The organism is Microseira wollei NIES-4236, assembly GCF_020521235.1.
GTDB classification, from domain to species: domain Bacteria; phylum Cyanobacteriota; class Cyanobacteriia; order Cyanobacteriales; family Aerosakkonemataceae; genus Microseira; species Microseira wollei.
This window is the reverse complement of sequence record NZ_BLAY01000459.1, coordinates 1-1,116: the sequence shown is the minus strand read 5'-3', so window position 1 is coordinate 1,116 and position 1,116 is coordinate 1. Positions and strand designations below refer to the sequence as shown.

At 43.9% G+C, this 1,116-nt stretch carries 1 protein-coding gene; it reads left to right on the top strand.

What is annotated here, in order from left to right; all coding sequences use genetic code 11:
• A partial coding sequence (locus tag MiSe_RS49235) for a tetratricopeptide repeat protein (protein ID WP_226594866.1) occupies window positions 1-406 on the top strand: 406 nt, incomplete at its 5' end.
• Window positions 407-1,116: the final 710 nt, after the last annotated feature.

Sequence of the window (1,116 nt, the reverse complement as noted above, 5' to 3'; positions counted from 1 at the left end):
ATCACTCTACAAATCTCAAGGACGCTACAGCGAAGCGGAACCCTTGTATTTGCAAGCTTTAGAATTGAGAAAAAGACTGCTGGGAGAAGACCATCCCGATGTTGCCACCAGTTTGAATAATCTGGCATCACTCTACAAATCTCAAGGACGCTACAGCGAAGCGGAACCCTTGTATTTGCAAGCTTTAGAATTGAGAAAAAGACTGCTGGGAGAAGACCATCCCGATGTTGCCACCAGTTTGAATAATCTGGCAGGACTCTACAAATCTCAAGGACGCTACAGCGAAGCGGAACCCTTGTATTTGCAAGCTTTAGAAATTGTGGAACGGGTATTAGGTGTCAACCATCCTCGAACTGTTAGTATCCGCGAAAATCTGGCAAGTCTCCGAGATGCGATGCGGAGTTGAGCAAAAAAATCTGGGGGAGATGAAACAGAGGTGTGATTTGACTGCAACAAAGATATTTCGCTACGCCATTCATCCGACATGCAATCAATTGGTTCGCAGATATACACGTGGGCATATTAGATTTTTCCCACAAAGAAACTCAACCTTTTGTATCTATGTAGGGGTGAAGCATTTGGGCGACAATTTATATTTAAAACGCTAGATTTTTCATCCAAATGCTTCACCCTCCCCAGGATCTCTGAACGCACTCTAGATCGCCAAACCAATAAAAGAGATTGACACAAGCATCATAGTGGGTGTTGGTGTAGATCTTGGCAGGGCGAAGCATGAGGAAATAAAATTGTTTGCGATCGCGATCGCCTATCGCCCTCATGCTTCGCCCCTACATCAAACCTAAATCGAAAATTTCTTTATCAGATTCCAGCACTACATCTTCATATACAAGCGCGATCGCCTGGTAAACTCACATATTACACCAGCATCATAGCCCGCCCGGAAATCAATTTCCGGGCTAATAGCGAAAGTCCATTAAAATGGACTGAAATTCTTGGCGAATTATTTAGTCCTCTGAGCGAGGACTTTCGCTATTAGCCAGCGATTTGAATCGCTGGCGGGATGCAAGCGCAGGTGCAAGATTGGAATAAACTACATCTTCATATACAAGCGCGATCGCCTAAGATAAAATAGTACTAAAATCGCTCAAAAACTAC